At 63.8% G+C, this 23,790-nt stretch carries 17 protein-coding genes; 5 read left to right on the top strand and 12 right to left on the bottom strand.

Annotated elements, in window-relative coordinates:
- Positions 1-524: 524 nt before the first annotated feature.
- From B5F40_RS06540 to B5F40_RS16405, 5 genes are all read right to left on the bottom strand, one after another.
- Positions 525-1,103: a QueT transporter family protein gene (locus tag B5F40_RS06540; protein WP_087193549.1), complete on the bottom strand. Its 579-nt coding sequence runs from the start codon at positions 1,101-1,103 to the stop codon at positions 525-527.
- Between the two features lie 768 nt (positions 1,104-1,871).
- Positions 1,872-2,873, bottom strand: a complete 1,002-nt coding sequence (gene rsgA / locus B5F40_RS06535; protein ID WP_087193548.1) for a ribosome small subunit-dependent GTPase A — start codon at positions 2,871-2,873, stop codon at positions 1,872-1,874.
- A 20-nt stretch (positions 2,874-2,893) separates the two neighbouring features.
- Positions 2,894-3,589: a hydrolase gene (locus B5F40_RS06530; RefSeq protein WP_239442935.1), complete on the bottom strand. Its 696-nt coding sequence runs from the start codon at positions 3,587-3,589 to the stop codon at positions 2,894-2,896.
- Positions 3,586-5,106 (bottom strand): TrkH family potassium uptake protein, encoded by a 1,521-nt coding sequence (locus B5F40_RS06525; RefSeq protein WP_087193547.1) that lies wholly within the window; start codon positions 5,104-5,106, stop codon positions 3,586-3,588. The genes B5F40_RS06530 and B5F40_RS06525 overlap by 4 nt, the downstream gene beginning before the upstream one ends.
- 56 nt (positions 5,107-5,162) lie before the next feature.
- Entirely contained in the window at positions 5,163-5,300 is a 138-nt protein-coding gene (locus B5F40_RS16405; RefSeq protein ID WP_204217344.1) for a hypothetical protein, read from the bottom strand.
- 1,068 nt (positions 5,301-6,368) lie between these two features.
- On the opposite strand from B5F40_RS16405, the gene B5F40_RS06520 reads away from it, so the two are divergent.
- Complete coding sequence (locus B5F40_RS06520) at positions 6,369-7,751, top strand: purine-cytosine permease family protein (protein WP_087193546.1); 1,383 nt, start codon at positions 6,369-6,371, stop codon at positions 7,749-7,751.
- Positions 7,752-8,327: 576 nt separating this feature from the next.
- Here B5F40_RS06520 and B5F40_RS06515 read toward each other — a convergent pair.
- From B5F40_RS06515 to B5F40_RS06495, 6 genes are all read right to left on the bottom strand, one after another.
- Positions 8,328-9,740, bottom strand: coding sequence for a helix-turn-helix transcriptional regulator (locus tag B5F40_RS06515; protein WP_087193545.1), 1,413 nt, complete (start codon positions 9,738-9,740; stop codon positions 8,328-8,330).
- Positions 9,741-9,865: 125 nt separating this feature from the next.
- Positions 9,866-11,674, bottom strand: coding sequence for an FAD-dependent oxidoreductase (locus B5F40_RS06510; protein WP_162610914.1), 1,809 nt, complete (start codon positions 11,672-11,674; stop codon positions 9,866-9,868).
- Between the two features lie 613 nt (positions 11,675-12,287).
- A complete protein-coding gene (locus B5F40_RS06505; protein ID WP_087193543.1) occupies positions 12,288-13,160 on the bottom strand; it encodes a nitrilase-related carbon-nitrogen hydrolase in 873 nt (290 codons plus the stop codon).
- Between the two features lie 314 nt (positions 13,161-13,474).
- Positions 13,475-13,708 (bottom strand): hypothetical protein, encoded by a 234-nt coding sequence (locus B5F40_RS15880; protein ID WP_140396437.1) that lies wholly within the window; start codon positions 13,706-13,708, stop codon positions 13,475-13,477.
- Between the two features lie 254 nt (positions 13,709-13,962).
- Positions 13,963-15,678: a hydantoinase/oxoprolinase family protein gene (locus B5F40_RS06500; RefSeq protein ID WP_239442934.1), complete on the bottom strand. Its 1,716-nt coding sequence runs from the start codon at positions 15,676-15,678 to the stop codon at positions 13,963-13,965.
- Complete coding sequence (locus B5F40_RS06495) at positions 15,675-16,808, bottom strand: DUF917 domain-containing protein (protein ID WP_087193542.1); 1,134 nt, start codon at positions 16,806-16,808, stop codon at positions 15,675-15,677. Before B5F40_RS06495 ends, B5F40_RS06500 begins: the two co-directional genes overlap by 4 nt.
- Positions 16,809-16,913: 105 nt before the next feature.
- On the opposite strand from B5F40_RS06495, the gene B5F40_RS06490 reads away from it, so the two are divergent.
- Both B5F40_RS06490 and B5F40_RS06480 read left to right on the top strand, forming a co-directional pair.
- Positions 16,914-17,876 (top strand): DUF1177 domain-containing protein, encoded by a 963-nt coding sequence (locus tag B5F40_RS06490; RefSeq protein ID WP_087193541.1) that lies wholly within the window; start codon positions 16,914-16,916, stop codon positions 17,874-17,876.
- A gap of 698 nt (positions 17,877-18,574) precedes the next feature.
- On the top strand, positions 18,575-19,528 hold the full coding sequence (locus B5F40_RS06480) for an aminopeptidase (protein WP_087193539.1): 954 nt from the start codon (positions 18,575-18,577) through the stop codon (positions 19,526-19,528).
- Here the strand turns inward: B5F40_RS06480 and B5F40_RS06475 are convergent.
- On the bottom strand, positions 19,525-21,090 hold the full coding sequence (locus tag B5F40_RS06475; RefSeq protein WP_087193538.1) for a response regulator transcription factor: 1,566 nt from the start codon (positions 21,088-21,090) through the stop codon (positions 19,525-19,527). The genes B5F40_RS06480 and B5F40_RS06475 overlap by 4 nt on opposite strands.
- 201 nt (positions 21,091-21,291) lie before the next feature.
- Here B5F40_RS06475 and B5F40_RS06470 point away from each other — a divergent pair, with 201 nt between their 5' ends.
- Both B5F40_RS06470 and B5F40_RS06465 read left to right on the top strand, forming a co-directional pair.
- Positions 21,292-23,001 carry an FAD-dependent oxidoreductase gene (locus tag B5F40_RS06470; protein WP_140396436.1) on the top strand — a complete coding sequence of 570 codons (1,710 nt, stop codon included), beginning with the start codon at positions 21,292-21,294 and terminating at the stop codon, positions 22,999-23,001.
- Positions 23,002-23,417: 416 nt separating this feature from the next.
- The gene (locus B5F40_RS06465; protein WP_087193536.1) at positions 23,418-23,717 is read left to right on the top strand and encodes a hypothetical protein; all 300 of its coding nucleotides are present in this window, start codon (positions 23,418-23,420) and stop codon (positions 23,715-23,717) included.
- Positions 23,718-23,790 lie beyond the last annotated feature (73 nt).

The following is a 23,790-nucleotide window of genomic DNA, read 5'->3' as shown; positions in this document are numbered from 1 at the left end:
AAATGCAGGTGGACGAAATGGCAGCCGACATCCTCTTCGCCAACTACGCTTTCGCGCGCCCGGCCGTTCTCGGACGCCGTGCACGATCTCGCCATGCGCTCTCGCACATTGTTCAGTACGAGCGACCTTCCGCAACGTGGCCCCTATCGCCGCAGGGCCTTTCGCCTTGCGCATCTGGCAACGCTTCCACTCCTTCCGCACCGCCCCCTCGAGATGACCTAGCGGGGCATCACCGGCATGCGCGCCTCGCAACGCCTCCGTCGTTTCCGCATCCCTTGCGCATGTGAACGAAAATGCACAGTGCTCGATCAGGCTTTCGCACGACAACCGAAAACGACGCAGCAACCTGACGCTTTCGGCAACAAGAATGCGAACGGTCGGAGAGGAAACGCAGATGAACCGCGGAGAGAGGGAGGGGCAGATGGGCAAACAAGGAGTTTGGGCGCGCGGTAGCCGAAGGCAAAGGGCCCAGGAGGCGGGAGTCGGAAGCGAGAGGAGCGGAGGCGGCGCTACCGCCTGCGCCCTCACTCGACGCGAGCAGCCACTTTCTTCGCCACGCCAAAGCGCTTGAGGGCTTCAAGCAGCGGCAGCCCCAGCACGTACATGACAAGCGCCTCGCCGACACCTGTGGCCACAACGCCGAACAGGTACATGGGCACATACATGCCATCAAGCGCGATCGTGGTGAACGGAATGGTGTAATAGCCCAAACCCTGAAGCAAAAGCGGCAGATAAGCGGGCACGATGAGAGCGTTCGCAATCACGGGGCCGAGCAACGCCAGCTTCGGACGCTCTCGCATCTTCCAGCACCACAGCGCTCCGATGAACGTCGCCAAGCTGCCGAAAACCACGTCGAGCAGACCGAGCGCACCCGTACCGTTGATAGCGAGCGCGATGAGGTTCGCCAGAGCGCATCCCACCGTAAGCCCTGGCACCGCCGAGGGCGTGAGCGCCGCCAACACGCACACCGCCTCCGAGATGCGGAACTGCACCGGACCCCACGCAAGTCCTTGCAGCAGCATCAGCGCCGCAAGAGTGGCCGCCGCGTACACAGCCGCGATCATGCCAGATTGGGCAAGGTACGCCGTCTTCTTGTTGGTCATGGTTTCACACTCCTTGTCTCCACACGGCACAACAGCGCGGAGCAGGCGAACGCATCGCCCAACAGGCGGTGAGCGAACAGCGGTTCCGCACGGCATCGCCGCGGGCTATGGGCAACTGACAGTCCGCGAGTGCAGGGCCCAACGATGCAAACGCGCAGCTTTCGCAGGATCGACGCGCGCCCCGACCCCACGAAGGCCATAGCGAAGTATAGCAGAAACGACCAGGGCGCTCTCCTCCTATTGCGCGCCATGCCGCATAGACAAAATGGAAGCAATAGCGAAAGAGGGGCGAAAGGCATCCCGAACAGCGCAGGCCAACACGCATATGAACCATGATCTCGAACAGCGCGATGAGGCGGCCCTCGCGACGGTGGGGCTGACGTCGCCCGAGGCCATACGCATGCTGCACCAGTCCTCCTCGAATCATCGCCATCAGCCAGAGCCCGTCACCCAACGACCTTCACCCTAGACGGCAACGTAGAAAACACGACGCGTGAAAAGCGGATGCGGGAGCTAGCAACCATCGAGCGCGGACGCCGCCTCTGCGACGAAACGCTGGCGAAACTCGGCATACCCTCTACCAAAAACTTTTCGACATGCCGTACAACCAGCTGAAAGAGCTCGCATTCGCCGAAAAAGACGCAACGGTTTTTAATATGGCGAGCAAACCGAAGACTTTAGCGAATATAACATAATTTGTAACCAATTTTCACACGCTATGTAGCCAATGCGTGCGCATACCAGATCCGCAGCCGAGCGCGCACCGCCCTAGCGCCTCTTGCGAGGCTTGCCTTTGCGGGCGGAGGCCTTCGTGCGGTCGGAGGCTTTTTCGCCGCGCATGCGGCGCGCCTGCTCGCGCCGATCACGCAGCTCGTGCGTCTCGCGTTTGAGCGCCTGATAGGACTCGAACCTCTCGGCGCTCAATGCGCCGGAGCCCACAGCGGCACGCACGGCGCAACCAGGCTCGTCCACATGGCGACAATCGCGGAAACGGCACTGCTCGGCCAGCTTCTCCACGTCGGCGAAAGCCGCCCCTATGCCGGCATCGGCCTCCCACAACCCCAGACCCCGCACGCCAGGCATGTCCACGATGAAGCCGCCGCCGGGCACGGCCACCATCTCGCGGCTCACCGTGGTATGGCGGCCCTTGCCGTCGTCGCGCACAGGCGTCGTCTCCTGCACGGCGGATCCCACCAGCATGTTCACCATGCTCGATTTCCCCACGCCGCTCTTCCCGATGAGCACGGCTGTGGTGCCCGCAGGCACGAGCGCGCGCACAGACTCTATGCTGGCGGGATCGTTCTCCGATACGACAAGCGTCCGAACATCCGGTCCCACGAGCGCGCGCACACGGTCGCTCACGGCAGCGGCGTGCTCCTCGCTTTCCGCAAGGTCGGCCTTCGTCAACACGACGGTCACCGCAGCGCCCGTCTCGTACGCCAGCACCAGCTCGCGCTCGAGCCTCCGCACGTTCACGTCGGCCAGCGGCTGCGCCACGAGCACTCGGTCGAAATTCGCCGCCAGCACCTGCGGCAACGCGCGTTCGGTGGGGTCTTTGCGCACAAACGCGCGCGTGCGCGGCCGAATGCCGCCAATGATGCCCTTGTCATGGCCCTCCGGTACGTCGACGTCCACGAAATCACCTATGACGGCGCGCACCTCCTCGCCCTTCACCAATGCGGTGGCATGCTCACAGCGCACGAGCTCTCCGCGCTCGGTGCGCACGAGAGGATACCCGCGATCAAGCTTGACGACCTGCCCCTTCTGCACACGCCCTCCCCTTCTCGCGCTTAGCGCTGTCGCTCGCGCAACCAGTAGAACACCCCGAGCATGGCCAAGCCAGCCGCCACAGTCACGACGCCGGGAACGAACGCCTTCGCATCGAACTCGTCCGGCATCTCCTCACCGCGCGACACCACTGTCACCACTTCAGCATGGAGATCGGAAATACCATCGTGATCGGGGCATACCAAGTGGAACGTTCCACGCACCTGCAGCATGGTGCCACGTGCGCCATACCTGCCGAACGTGTCGATTTTCATCACTTGCTCAGAGGTCATGTACGCCGATATCGTTGACGAGTCGCCCTCGGCCGAAAGCGTGATCCATTGATGGCGATCATCCAAACCCGACCGGATGCCGTCACCGACAACCTCCCCCACCACTTGCACGGTCTGGTTGTCGTAATAGGAGTCGGCTTGGGCAAGATCGCCGATGGATGTGTCGTAGATGAACGAACTGTCAGGAAGCTGCTGGGTATTCACCGCATTGCCACCCTCCGCAGGCTCGTCGGCGAAAGCAACGTCCGACCTCCCGTCCATGCAGCCAAGCATCGGCATACCCGCAAGTCCAAGCGCCATCGCAAGCGCCATCGCCAAGCCCAGCTTCGAGACCAGCTCCCTCGCCAGCTTAGGCCTCGAAACCCGCCTCGGCCCCAAAGCCAACCCCAACCGCGCGCACGCAGCCGTTCGCCAGCCGGTCCTCATCGTCTCACCATCCATTTCTTCGGATTGAGCGACACCGCGATCTCAACCGCCAAGGCGATGAGCGTCACGAACTCCAAGCGTCCCGCCCACATCTGCACGATGTAGAACACCTCGAGCGTCGGCGCCATCCCAGGCGTCGCCAACGATGAAACGATGCCGCCGTTGCTGGCCATCGACACGGACTCGAAAATGGCCGGCGCGGCTTCGAACCCATGCGCGATGCCCACGAGCGCCCCCACTGCGTACGTGACAACGTACAGGATGAACACCGTCATGGCCTCTTTCACGATGTCGGGCGTGAGCACGCGCCGCCCCACGTGGTTGTACGCCACCACCACGCGCGCCGAATCGGGCGCAAGCGCCTCTTTGATGGTGGACACCATGGACTTCGCGATGATGCCCATGCGGCTGAACTTGATGCCGCCCGACGTGGAACCGCCGCTGCCGCCCACCGCCATGAGCATCGCCAGCACGAGAAACGCACCCGACGTAAGCGACGTTTCCAGTTGGTTCGTCGTGATGTTCTGAAAACCCGTGGTGGAGAACGCCGAGATCACCATAAACAGGCCGCGCCGCAACATGGCGGGCAAATTGGAGAAGTCGGCGCTCGCGCTGAGCGAGGCCGCGAACACGCACGTCACCACCGCAAGCCACAGCACCATCGTGCGTATCTCGAGATCGCGGAAAAACACCGCCACACGGCCTTTCCACACCTCCGCATGCAGCACGAAGCTGATGGAGCCCACCAGCATGACCAGCATGAGCACCACTTCGATGGGAAAAGAGTGATAGTACATCACGCTCTGGCTCATGGGAGCAAAGCCGCCCGTGGTGAAGCCCGAAACAGACAACCACAGCGCCTGCAGAAACGCCCGCAGCGGCTCCATGCCGATGATCAGGCACAACCCCGTCAGGATAACCGTGGCCACCAAGATGATGCCCATGCCGATTTTCGCGATGAACTGCGTGGTTTGCACGACGTTGGGCACCACGTGCTCGCTACGGCCTTCGGACATGTACAGGCTCGCGCCCACGCGCTTGCCGAACAGCCCGAACGAAAGCGCAACCACAATCAGGCCGAAACCTCCCATGAGATGCAGCATGAAGCGCCACATGTTGTCGGCGTTCGACAGATGGTCGAGGTCGAGGATGACGCTTGCGCCCGTGGTGGTCATGCCCGACACGCAGTCGAACAGCGCATCTAGATGCGTAGCGTAATGGCCGGAAAGGTACAAGGGGATCGACGCGATGAACGACAGCACAATCCATGCGAATCCGGTGACGGCAAGCGCCTGCTGCCGATCAAGCCGGCCGGGCTCGATGCGCAGAAAACGCAGTGCAACGCCCACGATGAGCGCCACGCCAATGGCGAGCAGGTAATGAGCCGCAGGCTTCCATTCTTGGCAAGCAACGGCCGTGACAAACGGCACCAGCAGCGCCAGCGACGAGAACAGCACGAGCACGCCGAGGTAATGGCCGATCACCCGCACATCGTACAATGTGAACCTTTGCCACATAAACGTGCTCTACCCCTGTCGCGCGCCGAGCTTGTCGGCCTTGTCGGTGACGGAACTCAACCCAGCACAACCCTCACAAGTATGATGAGCACCCAAAGCAAAATCAGAAAGCACACGAGAGAAAGCAGCACGATGCCGAACCCCATGAGCGGGGTCTCAAGGATCTGCCGAATGTTCTGCGGCCTTTTGCGCATGCGGGCATTCTAGCACCAATGTCCACCGCACAACACGCCCAGCTTGGCAACACCCGCGAACTCACCATCGCTTTCGAGGCAAGAGGACCAGCGCGCGGAGGAGGCGGAACAAGCCTGAGCGTCCGCAGACGCCTCGCCATCGTGCCAGCGGCCATCCCGCATGCGATGGCGAACGAACCCGCGCGCCCAAGAGCGCGCCCCACGCCCAAACACGCGCGCATCGAACACATTCCTCGAACGAATCCGCGCGCCCAACGAGCTCCGACGACGATCCACACCCTTTCTCCAACCCCGACTGCGCAACGAACCTGCGCGCCAATCATGCGCGAAGGACAACGGTCGGCCCCCTGGAAAGAGCCTGCGCGTCCGCTCGAATATCCACTCCCGGCAAACCGGCCGACATTGAACGTCTTTTTTGGGGAGGGGGGGGGATAAACCTGCACGTGAGCGCAGCCGATGCGTCAAGAACCACTTTGGCTGGTCGACGGACGAGCCTGCGCTTCGGAGCAGGCGCGCGCCACATGGGAACGACGGGGCGTGTCGTCGCCGCTTTTCATCCCATGCGTCCGCGCACCCGAGCCGTCGCACTCGCTCACCGGGACAAACGGACAGAACGGCACTTCCGCGGATGAGAAAAAGGCATCGTCTGCCCACCCGCCCTCGAGCCCGGTCCTCTCGCCAAGCGCGAAACGGACGAAAGCCCCCCTCGCAAGCGTCCGCGGAAAGCACCGAAGCCCTTCATCGAACCGCTTTTCGCCCGCCCCCTTTGCGCACGGCGGCGGATAGTCTCGCGTTACCGACCGGTTAACTTCGCCCGCCCCATCGTAGCAGGAAGCGCTTCGGGGTATAATCCCTCCATCTTGCCCACGACGAGACGGCGCCGCACTACGAGACCCCGCCCCAAAGCAACTCCGAAACGCAGAGCGCGCCTTCGTCGTGCAGGGAAACGAGAAAGATCCGAAGCGGCCTCGTCGTCGCACAGCAAAATCGCCGTGCGAAACGCTCCCGCGATCCACCTCGTGTCACATGGCAGCCCTGCAGCGCAAGCCAACACGAGAAAGGAACACCATGGCTCCGGAACACGACATCGATTACTCGCTGTCGCGAGTTCCTGACGAAGCGAAACAGCCGTTTTGGCGAATTCTCTTCATCAGGATCGGCGCGATCTGCTGCGTCTCCCAGCTAATGCTGGGCGCATCGCTGGGCTTCGGCCTGACGTTCTGGGACGCGTTCTTGGCGACCATGCTCGGATCGGTGCTTCTGCAGATTGTCAGCTGGGCGCTGGGAACCGCAGCCGCACGCGAGGGACTGTCGACCAGCTTGCTCTCGCGCTGGGCGGGTTTCGGCAAGGTGGGATCGGCGCTGTTCGGCGGCGTTGTCGCCATCTCCATGGTGGGATGGTTCGGCGTGCAGAACGCGGTGTTCGGCGAAGGCATGGCCGAGATCGTCCCCTTCACGGACTTCCTCGGCACCGAGGAAGTTCTGCCCGGCCTCATGCCCGGCGTCACGCCCGAGTACATCCTTTGGGCGATCATCACCGGATTGGGCATCACGCTGCTCGTGGTGTTCGGCATCAAGGCCATCGCGAACTTCGCCACCGTGTTCGTGCCGCTTTTCGTGATCGTGGTCGTCGTGGCCGCGGCCATCATCTTGCAGAACCACTCGCTTACCGAGCTTCTGACTACGGCGCCTCCGGGGCCGGCCCTCACGCTGGGCGCGGCGACCACCATAGTAGCGGGCGGTTTCATCGCCGGAGCCATCTGCACGCCCGATTACGCGCGCTTCCTGAAGAACGGCACGCAGGTGTTCTGGATGACGCTCATCGGCACGTTCGTCGGCGAGTTGGGCATGAACCTCCTGGCCGTGCTCTTGGCGCACGCCATGGGAACCGAGAACGTCGTCGACATCATGATGGGCACTTCCGGCGTGATCGGCGTTGTTATCGTGGTCGCCTCCACGGTGAAGCTCAACGATATCAACCTGTACTCTTCGTCGCTTGGTCTGGCCACCATGGTGAACTCGCTGTTCAACAAAAAGCTCAGCCGCAACGGCCTGGTGTGGACACTCGGCATCGTGGGCACGTTTCTGTCGGTGATCGGCATCATCAACTACTTCACGGACTTCCTCACGTTGCTCGGAGTGGCCATCCCTCCGGTTGCCGGTATCATGGTGGTGGACTACTTCGTTCTAAAGCGCAGCCGTCCCACTTTGGACGCCTCTCGCGCCCAAGGCAAGCTGCCGGCCAAGGTGGAGAAGTGGAATCCCATCTCCATCGTCTGCTGGATCGCCGGCTTCATCGTGGGAGAGGTCACAAGCGTCATGAACATCGGCATCCCCGGGTTGAACTCGCTTGTGCTGGCCGGTGCGCTGTACTGGGCTGTCATGCTGGCATACGCGCGGGCAAAGAACGTCGAAACCGTCGCGTTCGCCGAAACGGACCAAGTGCTGTAAGCACCGCATCGCACGGACATTCGCAACGGTTGCGGTCGCCAGGCGCTGCAACAACCGGACGTTCGCGCCCAACCTCCGAAGGCGGCCGCCTCGGTCTTCGAAGCCGAAGCGGCCGCCGCGCCTCTTGCTGCCAAACACCATGAATCCGGGAAAGTCCGATTGGTCTGCGCTTCGACGGATTTGGGAGAAAACCTCGACCGAGCTAGGATTCCAGCAGTCGAGCACCTTCGACCATCCGAACTCGGAAGGGCTGGATGCCGGATAGATGCTTGGAACGCCCTTGCGGGCCTCCTTCGCTTCGGCAGCTTGAAACTCGGCACGCGTCGAGCGGTTTCGCCCAGGCGCCCTGAAACCGCTTCCGCCGCGCTCAATCCCTTCGAGCTGCCGAAGCGGTACTGCAGCGCACGCATGAAAACATGGCGCTTGAGGATGAGCATGCGAAAACGTGCGTTTCGGCAAGCCGCCCTCTATCGGCGCTCCGATGACAGACCATCCGCAACCGTAGCCTGAGGCGGTCTGATCTTGCATGCAGCCGACCGCCTCAGGCTACCGCGACCACTCGGGAACCGCTCGCGCTCATTTGCGCAGAAGCTCCTCTTTGCTCTCAACACCCGTCTTCTGATAGATGTGCTTGAGATGCGTCTTCACTGTGTTGCGCGAAATGTGCAGGGTGTCTTCGATGTAGGCGGCATTATGACCGGTCAGCCAGATGGCGAGGATTTCCGTCTCCCGTGGCGAGAGCTTCGCCTCCGCGGCTATCTCCAAAGCGCGCTGGGCGGCAGACGTCGCTTCGGAAGCCTCGAGAACTGTTTGCGACACCGTCAGCTTCCCATTCATGCTCACCAGCAAAAGCGATGCTGCCAATAAGGCGGAGAGCGCCAGATAGTTCAGAAACTCAGCGCCGACCGGCCACGCAAGGGCCACGAGCTGTCCGCCCAACACGCCTGTGTACGATGCCGTCCACAACGATGCCAGAAGCCCCAGCACCGGCAGCTTGCGGCTGTACGCCCTTTCCAACATGACGATCCATACCAGGTAGTTCACCAGCAAGAACCCGCATGTTCCCAAGAACGCAGACGCCTCAGGCACGCCGCTAAAAGGCAGAGCGCGCACGATCACGCCAAGCGCGCTCAAGGGGATCGCCACGTAGAACGCACGCATGACGGAACCACGCTGCACCGACCAAACGGCCAGGCATGCAACCACCGAACCTGCCGCCAAACCACCACCGAAGCGCAACCAAAACTCGACGCTTGACAGCGACTGCGACGGCACACTGCTGGCACGCATCGTTCCGTAGGCCAACGCCACCAAGGAGACCACCGTCATGAGGCGCGGCGACCAATCATGTGCGATATCAGCGCACAAATCACGTGTGCTTTTTACGGAAGGAGTCTCATCGCGCAGGTAGAATCGTGCGCCACGATGGGGACGCAAGGAAAGGTCGGCCGCCAAAGGCAACGCCACCGCAACGCCCACCCCTACGGCTCGAGGAAACCAGCCCAGCGCAAAGAATAGCAACATTCCGACGATGGTTGCCAACGCGAATCCAAGCACCGCCGCCTGCGCGCCCTGTGTCGAGAAATACTCTTGCCACGATAGGTGAAGCCAAGTGGCACATACTGCAACCAAAATCAAGCCAACCATACCGCACCATGCGGGCATTGCAGCCTTCGAGGCCAGGTGCACGAACAGAGTTCCCGTCGAACCTGCGACAGCCATCAGCAGGCCTAACTCTTTACGCCGCGACATGGGCACCAGCCTGATGGTGAGCAACAGCACGGCACACGCCGTGAGAATAGATGCCAAGGATGACAGGCAATGGAGCCAGCCGACGGGAAGACGGGCAGGGTTGTCGCCATAGGGAATGAAGCTGGAGAACACAGCCAGCACCCAGCACTGCAAAAACGCGAACCCCAGAAAGCGTATTAACGGCCTCGGCAGGCGCTTCCTCAGCGCACACGGCAGGCTTGTTCTGTCGTCGGCCATGCTCCCCCTCGTCTCGTCAACCTGTCAGTATAGCGCATCGAGCTCAACGACGAATATAAGTAAGGGCCCGGCAATGGCCGGGCCCTGGGAGGGGGATGTCAAAAAACACCGAAAGGAATCTTGCGCTAGGCGATTTCGCCCTTCGCAATGCGTTCGGCAAGCAATGTGCCCTCGGTCAGGCAGAAGCCCAAACTCATGCCAGCGAGCGGCGTGGCATACTGCACGATGAAGCGATTGCCTGCGTTATTGCCGACGGAGAACAAACCGGGAATGGGCTGCAGGCTGCTGTCGAGCACGTGATGCTCGGCGTCTATGTCGAGACCGGCGGTCTGGCACAATCCGGGGTTCATGGCCGTCGAGTCGCCCACCACGGCGTAGAATGGCGGGGTGTCGCAGCGCGTCACAGCCAGGATGCGCGGATCCTTGGCGAAGTCCTCGTCCTTGCCCGCAGCGGCGAAGCCCTGGTAGCGCTTGATCTCCTCGATAGCGGCCTTTTGCTGGTCGTCGTCCCACACGCCGACGATCCTCACCAGCTCCTCGACAGTCTCGGCGCAGTACACCTTGGCCGTAGCGGAGGGCAACTGCACTGGCGAAGGCTCCGTTCCGGGCACGACGGCCTCCATTCCCGACACGGTCTCGGGCCAACCGATTTCGCGACGGTAATCCACTGCTCCGTGGCACGGGGGCATGGTATAGACGATGTCCTGCCAGTTCGCATCGTTGATGGCCACGACGGAACCAACAGGCTGGCGCGGAACCATGTACGCGGACCCCTCGGTGCCGCCGGCGCACTCGTCGCAGAAGCGCAAGCCGTTCTGGTTGAGCATGAGCGAGCCCGGACCCCACGGCGCCTCGGGGCCGGCCTGGCCGGTGTTCATGCCGGCGCGCGGGCCCACTTCCACATGGCCGCCCGCCCACACGCCCATCGCGATGCCCGAGCCGTCGCGCTCGAGGAACATAGGAGCGCTGGCGGCAAGCTCGATATTGCCCAGCGACTCTGCCAAATGACGATACTCGTCGTTGATGTCGCGCAACATGTCCACGTTGCCGGCGAAGTCGCCGCCCGCCAGGATGACGCCCTTTTCGGCCGTGAAACGCTTGTAGCTTTCGTCGGACTTGTCCTTCACGATGACGGCGGTCACACGGCCGGCATCGTCTTTCTCGAGGTACTCCGCATGGTGATTGTACGCCCACTCGGCGCCTGCGGCCTGCGCAACCTCCACCTGCTTGTTCATAACCTCGGCCCAACTCCACTCGGAAAGCTGCATCGCAGGATCGCGAAAGATGACGGTGCCGAGGAAGTACTTGTAGTCCGATGGGTCGAGCACGATGCGGTCGTCGGGCGGGCACGAGCCCACATGCGTGTGTTCGGCCATCCAATCCTCGCCCAGCTCGTCGATGACCTCCTGCAGAAGCGCACCGGAGTGGTCCACGTAGTCCTTGATGAGACGCTGGTTGCTGCGACCCTGATTGCGACGGAACACCTCGCGCATGAACTCCTGCGGATCGATCTCGCGCGCGCCATGCTCGAGCGCCCAGGGGTTGTTGATAGTGCCCACTTCGCCGCCGACGAACATATGGTCTTCGGCGGTCTGGCTTTCAATGACGATGGCCTTCAAGCCGTTCTTGGCGGCCGACTTGGCCGTCCAGGTGCCGGACTGGCCGCCACCCACGATGACGAGATCATAGGTGCCGCCATCGGAGATGCTGGCCTCGTCCACCGGCTCGGGCGCCGTGCGCCACGCTGCCGCAGCCTCGGACTGCCAACGATTCGCAGTTGCCGCGCCGGCTTTTGCAGACGATGCCCCCGATCCCGCATTCGACTGGGGCGCGCAACCGGCAAGTCCCATAACCGCCGCTCCCGCTGCAACGATGCCGGCACCGCCAATAAACGAACGGCGCGAGATTCCCGTACCCTGCGTGTTGTCTGGCATATTCCCTCCTTTTGAACGTTGCATGCGCATGATCGAAACGCATGGTCTCCGCAGCGACGCCCTGCGCGCCACCTGATCGGATCACATCCAATATGGAAGGCAAAGCCCGAATCGACATCACCGTCGAACGACTAAAAGCCGCGGCAAAACGAATATCACCCTCGAAGAGGGATGCCTCATACGCAGCGATGAGCACCTCTTCGCAAACCGCTTTCCAAACCATCATGCTTTCCGCGGACCGTCCGAACGGTTCAATCCCACGCGCATTCCGATCATTCGGACGTTGCAAATCGCGAATAGGTATTCGTGCGCCGCCCACCCCCGCGCACGATCCAAAGATCGCGCCCTTGCAGACTCGCGGGTTGAGTTCACTTGCGCCGGTCGACATGCTGAACAGGTCCGCCATACGGCGCCGTTGTCGCCTGAAACGGTCGGTTTTCGTGCGAATTCCGACCGTTTCAGGCGACAACATCCCGTTCGACATGGCACGTCGCGGACGACGGGCTCCGCAAACGGGCGATAGGGCTCCCGTTAGCAGACGCCGCGAACGGGCAGGGCTCCCTTTGGCGGGGTTTCCGTTTCGGGCGGCAAAACACGGCAAGCGGGCGAGAACTTAGGGCAGGAGCACGGCGTCGTAGAGATCGGGGCGACGGTCTCGCAAGTAGGGGCTCGTTTGCCGCGCTGCGGCGAGGGTACCGAGGTCGATATGCGCATGCAGCACGCCTTCGGCCTCCTCGGTCAGCTCGGCCACCACATGCCCCCGCGGGTCGCACACTTTCGTATGGCCCGGCATCACGAGCCCGTCCTCCTCGCCGAAGCGGTTGACAGCCGCCACGAACACCGTGTTCTCGAGCGCTCGAGCGGGCACGTTCACATCCCACACGTCCATGTCCTCGGCACACCAGGCCGACGGGCATACGACCAACTCGGCCCCCTGCAAAGCCAGCATGCGCGCCACCTCGGGAAATCCCATGTCGTAGCAGATCATCACGCCCACACGGCCGAAATCGGTGTCGAACACGGGGCAATCGGCGCCCGCACGGAAGTAGAAGCGCTCGAGCGCCCACAAATGCTGCTTGTCGTACACGCCCATGAGCTCGCCGTCACGGCCGATGAAAACCGCACTGTTGTAAGCCACGCCTGCCAACATGTGCGTCAACGCGAGCCCCGCAACCACGTAGCAGCCGCCAGCACGAGCCGCATCCTGCAGCGCGCGCACGGTGGAGCCATCAACCGGCTCGGCCAGTTCTGGCATGCGCGGACCGACGATGTCCAACTGGTAGCCTGTTGAGAACAGCTCGGGCAGCACTACGAGGTCGGCCCCTTGAGCTGCCGCCTCGGCGATCATCCGGCACGCCTTCTCGACGTTGACCGCCGTATCGCACAGCACGCTCTCGAACTGGATGAGTGCGAGATGCGCCGCGCGCTTCTCGCACGACCCTTCCTCGCCGAACCGCTCTTCGCCCGACCGCCTCTCTTCCAACATGGGTCGCTCCTTTTCGCCTATGCACTCCGAGTTGCATTATCCCACAACACGGATACGCCCGCCCCGCCGCGCGCCGCCTTTCCTACCCTACAGGGCAAGTGGGAAGCACCGCTCGTGGAAAACCCTCCCGAGCGAGGTCGCCACGTGTTGCTGAAAATGACGGAAAACCGCCATCCGACGAACCCGACGGCACGAGAGATGCGAAATATTATCGCATAGTCCCTGGTCGGCACATCCACTCGCTTCCATTTGATCGAAAGGCGGCGCACCTAATAGCGGTTCCGTCAAAACCGCACAAAACCAGGCCGCCTCTATCAAACCAAAATCAATACGAGCCCATGCTCGCCTGATCCTGAGGCGAGGCCCTCTGCGCCGTCGAACGGCTCTGCGCGTTGGACAAACCCGACCTCCGCCACCCCTGATCTTTCAGCGGTCGGAAATACATTTAGCACAAAATCGCGTTTATGAATGATTTTTCTGCTTCCCGTAGAGATGTTTTCTGAGAAATACCAGGTCATGAAATCTAACCCGAACGAAAAATCGTTCATAACCGTGATTCTGTGCTACTGCATCGACGCGTCTCTGCCAAACCGCCGTTGACGCGAGCTCACGCTCGCCGGATCTTGAGCCGAGCCCCCGGTCCGGCCCACATCAACGGTGGTTTGGCAGAGATACCGGACTCAAAATGCCGCCGACAGCACGAAACCGACTCGAAACGTCCCCGGCCGCACAGAATCCTTCGGGGCCGGATTCGGAGCAAACCCGAAGCCGACCCCGCACAACGCTGACCACCGCGACAACGTCACAGCATCAAATCCCCCACGGCCTTCACACGAATGCACAGCGCATCGCCCAAGTAGGCCATCGGAATGTCCTCCACATCCACAACCTCCACAGTGTCCGGGTTCGCCCCGGCGGCCACGGCTTCGTCGCACGCACGGCGCTTCGACTCGGCAATCGCCTGGTCACGCGGCGTTTCGGACAGCGAGAACACCTTGGCGACCTGCCCCGACACCTGCGCGATGGCCGATCCCACGGCGTTCGCCACGCCGAAGTTCTCCGGGCGCAGCACGTTGTCGGAGCCTTCCAGCGCATCGGGAGCCAGGATGGAGCCGCCGCCCACGAGGATGACCGTCACATCGCCCGCCGAGGTCTTCATGGCGTCCACCGCGTCTTCGATGATGCGCGTAATCTCGGCATATGCCGCATCCACGAGCGCCGGGTCGAGGTCGGCCACGAGCACGGGGTCGCCCACGCCTTCGGCCAGGCCCTTCGCCACCACGATATCGGTGGCCGTCAGCGTATCGCCGCCGAAGCAGAGCGCCTTCTGCGTGACGAGGTAGCCCACGCTGTCGGGACCCACCGTCACGCAGCCGTCCTCGAGCTGCCGCACGAGCGAGCCGCCGCCGAGGCCCACCGACACGAGGTCGGGCATGCGGAAATTCGTGCGCACGTCGCCGATCTCGACGGCCACCATGCTCTCGCGCGGGAAGCCGTGCGCAAGCACGCCCACGTCGGTGGTGGTGCCGCCGATGTCCACGACCACGGCGTCCTTTTCCTGCGTCAAAAACGACGCGCCGCGAATGGAGTTCGTCGGCCCGCACGCGATGGTGAAGATGGGATAGCGCTTCGCGTAGTCCACGGACATGAGCGTGCCGTCGTTCTGTCCCAGGTACACGGCCACGTCGGCAAGGCCCTCGGACGCGAGCGCGGCCTCGAAGCCATCGGCGGTCGTGCGCGCCACATCGTAGAGCGCCGCATTGAGAATGGAGGCGTTCTCGCGCTCGAGGAAGCCGAGCGACCCGATCTCGGACGAAAGCGTGATAGGGAAGCCCTCGCCCAGCTCTTCGCGCAGGATGGCGGCGGTGCGCTTCTCATGCGCGTCGGACACCGGCGAGAACACGCTGGTCACCGCCACGGACTCGAAGCCCTCGTCGCGCACGACGCGCGCAACGTCGCGAATCTCGTCCTCGGACAGCGCGCTGATCTCGCGGCCATCGAACTCGTTGCCGCCGTGCACCAAAAAGTCGCGCACGCGCATGGCGTCCTTCAGCTCGACAGGCCAATCGGCCATGCAGCTGATGGCCGTCGTGGCCGGCGCGCCGATGCGCAGGGCCGCCACCTTGTTGAGGCGCTTGCGTTCGACGATGGCGTTCGTGCAGTGCGTGGTGCCCAGCATGGCGAATCCGATGTTTCGCGCGGCATCCGCGCCGATCTGCGCGATCACCTCGTGCATGGCGGCAACGATGCCGCTCATGACGTCCTCGGTAGTGGGGCTTTTCGTCGCGGCGACCAAGTTGAGATCACCGTCGATGACCACGGCGTCGGTGTTCGTGCCGCCCACGTCGATGCCGAGGCGCCACGTGCGATTCTCCGACGCGTCCGGCACGGCTGCATGGCCCGTCAAACTCGTCACGCGATTCGCCGCGCCCTCCGCCTCGTCGGCGATGGCCCGACCGCATGATTCCCTCATCTCATGGATCGCGGTCTTCGCGTGCTCCTTTTGGCTTATGCTCATCGCGCCCGCACCTCCTCGCTCTCGCCCGCCGCATCGCCCGCGCGCGAAGCCGCCACGCGTTCCTCCAGCGGCACGTAGTCCACATCGTAGCCGAACGCGCGCGGACCGACCACGGCCAAGCCCTGCGGCTCGCGCCACTGCGGCGCGCACGGCATGCCCACCACCACGACGCGGGCGCCGTACTTGAGGCCCTCGGTGGTCACCGGCACGCCCGACTCCCTGTCGAGCGACATGATGAGGTCGGGCGCCGTCACAACCGGTTCGCCGTCGCGCAGCGCGATGAGGTTCTCGTTCTGGAACTCGATGACCATCTCGCTGCCCTTGTCCTCGTCGAGGCCCGACACCACGGCGCGACCGCGCACGAACATGCCGTCGGTTTTGCGCTCCACGTCCACCACCTTGCCGCGGAACAGACGGAACCCGCCCGTCACGTCGAGCACGGCATCGATGGGGTCGGCATGCCGCTCGCGCGCCTCGCGCAGCGTCCGACCGATCTTTTCGCAGAGCGTCGGCGTGCCCGGAATGCAGCAGTCCTTCAGCTGGCGTCCCGTGCAGGGATACGACGCAAGGATGGTGTAGCCGCCCATCACCGACGTGGCTTGGCGCGCGATGCGCTCGAGCCACTTGTCGTCGATACCGCGCACCGTCACCGTGTTGCCCTTCTCGTCGGCGAGAACCGCCGGCTGGCCCTTCACGCCGTTGATGCCGAGCGTGGTCATCTGCAGCTCGGGGAACGCGCGGCCCATGAGATCGCAGTCGACGACGGGGATGCGGCGCGTGGCTGCCAGAATGAACGGGATGGTGGAGTTCACGCCGCCCGCCTCCACCGCGTAGATGGCGTAGGGTTCCTGGCCCAACTCGCGCACAAGCTCGTCGAAGGTGGCCATGGGCTCGAGGCCGCTGCAGATTTTCTCCACCATGATGGTGGGCGCGCCCATCATCTGCGAGACGCACACCATCGCATCGTCGGGAACCTCATCGGGCGTGATAAGCTCAACCTCGCCGTACTTCCTGATGGCCTCGATGGCCATGAGCTTGCCGACATAGGGGTCTCCTCCCCCGCCCGCGCCGAGGACCGTCGCGCCCAGCGCCATGTCCTCGATCTCTTTAATGCCGATCATCCTTTTCATGTTCGCCGGAACCTTTCATCGAAGATGCCCTGAACCGCACTGAACCGTATTATCATGGATGCGAGCGCAGAATGCGATAGCGACATAGCCCAAAGGAGGCGCTTCATGATATTCAAGCAGTTGATCGAACTGTACGATCTGCTGGACTCCCCTGCCGCCAGCGGAGCGGCCGTCGTCGACTTCCTGCGCGGCATCGACCCCGACTGCGATGCGGAGACGTACGTGCTGGAAGGGCCGAAAGGCGCCACCGACATGGTGCGCGCGCGCATACCCGGCTCGCGCGGGCGCTCGGCGGGCGGCGACGCGCCCACCATCGGGCTGCTTGGGCGCTTGGGCGGGCTGGGGGCGCGACCGGAGCGCATCGGCTTCGTGTCGGACGGCGATGGCGCGCTCGTCGCGCTGGCGTGCGCGGCGAAGCTCGTGTCGATGCACGCGCGCGGCGACGTGCTGGCGGGCGACGTGGTGGTCTCCACGCACGTGTGTCCGCACGCGCCCACGTTTCCGCACGAGCCGGTGGCGTTCATGGGCTCGCCTGTGGCCACGGCGGATGTGAACCGCGAGGAGGTGGGCGGCGCACAGCTGGACGCCGTGCTCGTGGTGGACACGACGAAGGGCAACCGCATCATGAACGAGCGCGGCTTCATGATCTCGCCCACGGTGAAACAGGGGTGCATCCTGCGCGTGAGCGAGGATCTGGTATCGCTCATGGAAATCGCGACGGGTCGGCGCGCCCGCACCTACCCGCTGTCGATGGCCGACATCACGCCCTATGGCAACGGCCTGTACCACCTGAACTCCATCCTGCAGCCGTGCACCGCAACCGACGCGCCCGTCGTGGGCGTGGCCGTCACCACCGAGACCGCCGTCCCCGGCTGCGCCACCGGCGCCACGCACCTGGGCGATCTCGACGAGGCGGGATCGTTCATGATAGAGGCGGCGAAGGCGTTCGGCGAGGGGAAGTGCGCGTTCTACGACGAAGGGGAGTTCGAACGCTTCGTGGCACGCTACGGAAGCATGGCGCACCTCCAAACGATGGGCGCGCTGCCCGCGGACGATCCGCAGGCGTAGCGACGTTCGATGCGGCCCCCTTCCCGCCGCCTCCGGCAAGCCGTTAGGAGCGCCGTCGCCCTCGGCGAGCCGACAGGACGACGCAACGTCGCATCCCCGGCGAAGGGAGGAGAGTCTGAGGGCCCTGCCCCCGGTGGAGAGAGGGGGAGGGGCGCCTCCGTTGCTCTTGGAGAAAAGGAATGGAGTGCCCTCTGCTTATGGCTGAAGAGCGGAGCCTCCTCTGTCCCCGACGGAAAAGGAGGCCCCTACCTCCGGAGAGCCGACAGAACGACGAAGCCCCGCATCCACGGCAAAGGAAGGGGTCTCTTGTCCACGACGAACAAGCCCACGACGAACAAGCAGACCGACGGCGCCTATTGTCCCCGGCGGAAGGAGGAGGCGCACCGCCATTCGGAGGAAGGAAAAGAGAGGGCGTGCCGACATCCCGACCTGGGAAAGGAGGAAGACGCACCGCCGCTTCCGGCGAAGGGGACGCTGCCACTCCCGACGGGACACCGCCATCCCCAGCGCAAGAGGCACGCTGCCACCTCCAGCGGAGAGAACGGAGTTTCGCCATTCTCGACAGCCTGGCGGCGCGCCTCCCCGCCCACTCGCGGGCAAGGCGGCGACATCGCGAGCCGCGCAGCGCAAACCGCAGAGCGTTTCACGTGAAACACTCTGCGCTGAACAGCAAAAACGAACCGAAAGGACAGAACCGCATGGATTTGGACAAGCGAGCGCGCACCATCATCGAGACGAACCTCGCGCTTGGCGCGCACGAAACGCTGCTCGTGGTCACCGACGATGCCACGCGCGAGGTTGGCGAGCTCTTCTACGAAGCCGCCCGCGCCCTCGGCAGGCGCGCGCTCATCCTGCGCATGGCCGAGGGTCGTGTGGCCGGCGAAGAGCCGCCCGCCGTCGTCGCAGCGGCCATGCGCGAGGCCGACGTCGCGCTCTGCCCCACGGCGCAGTCCATCACCCACACGAACGCGCGCATCGCTGCGGCGGCAACCGGTACGCGCGTGGTCACCATGCCCGGCGTGACCATGGACATGCTGCGAGAGGGCGCCGCGTGCGCCAACTACGCCGAGGTGGAACGCCGCACCCTCGCGCTTGCCGACCGCCTCACACGAGCCCGCACCGCCCGCATCGAGAAAGACGGCCATGTGCTGGAGCTCTCGCTGGCCGGACGCACTGGCGTGCCGAGCCCAGGCGTTTATCGCAAGCCGGGGGCAAGCGGCAATTTCCCCTCGGGAGAAGCCTACATCGCGCCCCTCGAGACCGAGGCGAACGGAAGCATGGCCATCGACGGATCGATGGTGGGCATCGGCACCCTCGCCTCGCCGATGATCATCACCGTCGAGCATGGCCGCCTCGTGCGAATCGAAGGGGCCGACAAGCACGGCCCGTACGCCGAGCGCCTCGGCGTGCTGTTCGAGCGTCCCGAGAACGGCACCATCGCCGAGCTGGGCATCGGCACGAACGAGGCGGCGAAGCTGTGCGGCATCATCCTCGAAGACGAGAAGCTCTACGGCACCGTCCACGTGGCCTTCGGCACCAACGCCTCGTTCGGCGGCATCACGAAAGCGGACTGTCACCTCGACGGCATCGTCCTGCGCCCCACCCTCTATCTTGACGGCGAACGCGTCATCAGCAAGGGGGAGTTCGTCTAGGCACCCGCCTCGAACAGGTCGAGCAGCTCTTGACGGGAACTCACCTGCGCTTTGCGGTAGATGTGCACCGTATGCGTTTTCACCGTGCCCGTCGTCACGAACAGCGCGTCGGCGATGTAGGGAAGCGTGCGCCCGCGCACAAGATAGCCGAGCACCTCCGTCTCGCGCGGCGTGAGGTCGTAGCGCTCCGCAAAAGGAGCGACCTCCGCTTGCACCGGCTCGAAGCGCGAAGGGACGGCCGAAGAGGTGCCCGAAAGGGCGGAGGCGCCGTCGTCCGCGCACGCAAGCGGCCCCTTCCCCGTCTGTTCCTCCACCCCTCCTTGCGCTTTCCACGCTCCCGCGCCCCCTTCGCCCGCGCTCGCACGCGACACCAACATGAAGAACAGCGCGAGCAACCCGCATCCGCACACGACATCGAGCACGGACGCCTCGGAGCCGAACAGCGCGAACACCTGCTTCCCCAACACGTTGCCCACGAACACGACCCCTGCGATAAGGGCCTGCCCCACGCTGAACGACAGCAAAGGCGACAAACCCTCCTCCTGCGTACTCTGCGTGACGACCAGGAACACGAGCACCTGCAAGAAGAACGCGCTGCCCTGCACGAGCGCCCCTCCCGCCGAAATGCCCGCCGCACCGAACACCATGATGGCCACAAGTCCCACCGCCGTGAACGTGAGCGTGATGCGGTAAACCCCCTCCACCGAAAGCGCGTTGCGACCGGCCGTCAACGGCACGAGCGACATCGTGGCGATGCATGCGCACACGACGACGCCGCCGAAGAACAGGCTGTCGACGCTCGCATAGCCCCGTCCCATAACGACCGACGCCACGAGGTTTCCCACGAACGCAGCCGCCACCAACACGCCGATCGCCCGCCACGGAAGCACGCGCGCCTCCCAGAGACCGGCCGACAGTTCTCCGGGCATCGAAGCCCCGTCGCGCGTATCGCGATCAGGGAACACATCGGCAGACAGCTCATGGCGTGCCGAGGCATCGCTCATCCACAGCGCCCATGAAGCGAGGGGCAGCGCGCACGCGACCGCCATCGACCAAGGACCGGGCACATGGGCTGCCAGCAAGTACAGCACGTACGCCGCCAGAAACGACACCACCACAAGCGGACGCATGCCGCGCGATCCCAGCGAATAACGCGCGCCCCAGGCCGCCCCCAGCAGCGCAACGCAGAAACCATCGATGGCACCGCACGCAAGGACAACCGGTAGCGCGCTTGCGCGCACGGCCTGCGCGAGGACGACCACGGTGAGCGACGAAGCCACCGCCGCGCCGAGGAACACAGGCGTTCGCACGACGATGCGACGACGACGCGCACGCAACGCCACAACGAGCGCGAACAACACGACCGCCCCCTGCGAGGCGAAGAACCCGTATTCGAGCCCGACGCTCTGGCCGTCTGCGTTCGGCTGCGGAATGAGCGCCGGGCTCAGATAGCACAGAAAACCCCATGCCCACAGAAACGACGACCCGACCACTGTTTTGACCAGCGAGCGCGCCCCCGCACGCACCGCCGCAGCTTCCTCCACGCTCCGAAAACGGCGCATGGCATCCCCTCCCTCCTCAGCTTCGCCAGCATCATACCGCAAGCACACGTTGACCTCGTGAGAAACCAAGCTCTCCGACCTCGGTTAATGCAAAATATACCGTTTTGGAAGATGCGTTACCACAATGGGACGGCCACGATGGGAGACGTGTTCGAAGCGATCCGACATCGGGTCGGACGCCACGGAGCAAGGGAGGATGACATGAACCGTTCAACACATGAAGGCGCAGAGCGCGAGGGCTTGAGCCGACGTTCGTTTTTGTCGGGAGCGGCCGCCGCGGCCGGACTGGCCGCGTTCGCCGGCCTTGCCGGCTGCGCGCCGCAGACCGCATCGAGCGGCACAGGCGGCGCATCCGCAGAGGGAACGAGCGCATCGGCAGGCGCCATGCAGACGACCGACCCCTCGCAGGCCGTGTGGCCCGTCGTGGAGGAGATCGAGGTGAACGCCGCGGGCGAAGGCGAGATCGCGTTCGTAGCCGACCCCATCGCCGCCGACGACATCGTGGCCACGCACGACGTGGACGTGGTGGTGTGCGGCCTTGGCCCTGCGGGCGATGCGGCAGCCCTTTCTTGCGCCGAGCACGGCCTGAAGACCGTCGCCGTGGAGAAGCAACCGAACGGCAACTACAACTCCGCCACCATCGGCGGCACGAACTCCAAGATCCATCAGCACTGGGGCATGACGTACGACACCGAGGCATGGCTGGCCGATGCCATGATCGACTGCTCGTTCCAGGGCGACGTCGCGCTGTACCGCCATTGGCTCGAGGCGAACGGCGAGGCCGTCGACTGGTACGTCAGCCACTTCGACAACCAGAACCTTGACGACTACCCTCTCACGTTCGCTGCAGGAGACTTCCCCGACTTCCGCGACGAGTGGGACAAGACGAGCATGTCGCGCTCGTGGAACACCTCGCTCAACCTTCCGTACCCTCCGGGGGAGCTGGCCGGCATCCTCGCCGGCATCCTGCAGAACGCCGGCGTCGAGATACGCTACAACACGCCCGCCTGCCAGCTGGTCACCGACGACGCGGGCAAGGTGACCGGCGTGATCGTGAAAAGCGAACAGGGCTACGAGCAGTACAACTGCGCCAAGGGCGTCGTGCTGGCCACCGGCGGTTACGAGTTCAACCAGCAGATGCTCGAAGAGCGCTGCCGTCCGCGCAGCGTCCCCGGCCATTGGCTGACCGGCGCGTTCGGCAACACCGGTGACGGACACCAGATGGGCCTTGCGGTAGGGGCGGCAGAAGACGAGTTCCCGCAGCCCATCGCCCTTGATCCCGAGCAGCTCATGCCGTACGTGCGCGTGAACAAGCTGGGAAAGCGCTTTACGCCCGAGTACGAGCCGTACGGGCACCTGGCGATGGCCATCCAAGCGCAGCCCGGCACGTACGACTTCTACATTGTGGACAGCGCCATCGGCGAGAAGATCGATAAGATCTGGACGCCTAGCTCTTCGTGCTACGGCCCAAAAGAAACATGGGTCGCAGCAGCCACGAGCGAGAACGCACTCAAAGCCGACACGCTCGAAGAGCTCGCTGAACTCATGGAGGTTCCGGTAGACGAGTTCGTGGCGACCATCGAGCGCTGGAACGAAATGGCCGCCGCCGGCAAGGACGAGGACTTCAACTTCCCCGGCGATATGATGATGACCATCGACACGCCGCCGTTCTACGCCACGAAGGAGTACGCCGACGGCCTGAACACCTGCGGAGGGCTGCTCGTGGACACCGAGTGCCGCGTGCTGAACAAGGAGCGCCAGCCCATCGAAGGGCTGTTCGCAGCCGGCATCACCTCGGGCGGGATGTTCTTCAACACCTACCCGCACAACCTGAACTGCCTCAGCCACACCCGCAACTGCCTGATGGGCTACACCATCGGCAAGGTTCTGGGCGGAGCAACCGAAGCGTAGGCAGGACCGCAAGACGCGCGAGAAGGGAGGGGGCGAGTCCCCTCCCTTCTCGCGCCTTCGCGCACGCAGTCGGCAGCATGCGCGAAGGCAGGGCGGGCCATCGACAGCTTCTTTGGCAAAGACGCGGCGACGCTCCGATTGGCGCGCGGCCCGTTGCCGACAAGATCGCCGCCCGACCGAAACGCCCGACAACAAGATAGGAGCCTCCGTCCAGCGCGTTTCATCAATCTGTCGCGCAATCCCCCTCTATTTGCAAGCGTATCCTCGCCACCGATACAGCATCATCGCCATATCCAAACCAAATGGCTGTCGCTCTATCGAAACGGATACACCGTTGGAAAGCACGTGTCTATCGAGGCAGAGGTAGAGAAATCGAAAGAAACCTATTACGAGACCCTTCGCGCAAGCTCCACCGGATGGAGCGAGGGGAAAACGACTACACGCCGTTCGTCACCTACCTGCTCGGAGTGATCGGAGCATGCTACGCAACGCTCGATTCTCGACTATCCCTGCTCTCGTCGAGCAAATCCAACGAAAGCGCGCTCGAAGGCTGCTTCGATTCCTTGGTCGCAAGCGCAAGCAAACGCGAGATCACGGATGCCAACCCCGCCATGAGCCAAAGAACCATCGAACGCATCCTGCAGAAACTTCAAACCGAAGGCCGCATCGAGAAAGTGGGGGCGGCCAGGGCAACGCGCTACCGGAAAACCTGCTAGGAGAGCCCCTTCGCCCCCACCCTCTATCTCGGCGGCAAGCGCGCCTTCCTCCGAATGCAGAATCAGCGACCTT

It is taken from the genome of Gordonibacter sp. An230 (assembly GCF_002159915.1).
Lineage (GTDB): Bacteria > Actinomycetota > Coriobacteriia > Coriobacteriales > Eggerthellaceae > Rubneribacter.
The sequence above is the reverse complement of the archived record's forward strand: the minus strand, read 5'-3'. Positions and strand labels throughout refer to the sequence as shown.